A 567-nucleotide genomic window follows, 5' to 3' on the forward strand; every position below is an offset into this window, starting at 1 on the left:
TTTTGGGAAGTAGCGTCTTAATAATCCATTACTATTTTCATTTAGCCCTCTTTGCCAAGAATGATAAGGCTTCGCAAAATAGGTTTTACACTTTAGAGCCTTAGCTATTTTCATATGCCCTGCAAACTCTCCACCATTGTCAAAGGTGATTGTTTTACAATCCTTTTTATAAAGCTTAAGCAGTTTAATAATAGCTCGTGATACCGCTGATTTTGTCTTACGTTTCACAAAGCTAAACAAGAATAGCTTTGTTTTTCGTTCTGCTAAAGTGACGAAATAACCATCGATACCATGCACTGTATCGGCTTCCCAATGACCTATTTCTTCTTTATCTTCGACTTCATCTGGACGTTCGCTGATATCGACTCTATCAGGGATAAGCTTAGCCCCTGCAAGGCTTCCCGTTCGTTTACGATACGGTTTTCCTCGTCGAGGTAACTGATGGCTCCAACCATTTCGAGCAATTAAACGATAAATAGTATGCATGCTGGCACAATAACTTATCTTTTCCTTTTTCATTCGTCCAGCCATTTGCTCAGGACTGAAACCGAGGCTTAGGAAAGATTT

General features: G+C 39.5%; 1 protein-coding gene. It reads right to left on the minus strand.

The genetic code is table 11. The features are described from left to right. On the minus strand, positions 1-567 hold a 567-nt coding region (locus tag HC723_RS17045; RefSeq protein ID WP_190339953.1), incomplete at both ends, for an IS30 family transposase.

Source organism: Vibrio sp. S11_S32, assembly GCF_014694465.1.
Taxonomy (GTDB): domain Bacteria; phylum Pseudomonadota; class Gammaproteobacteria; order Enterobacterales; family Vibrionaceae; genus Vibrio; species Vibrio algicola.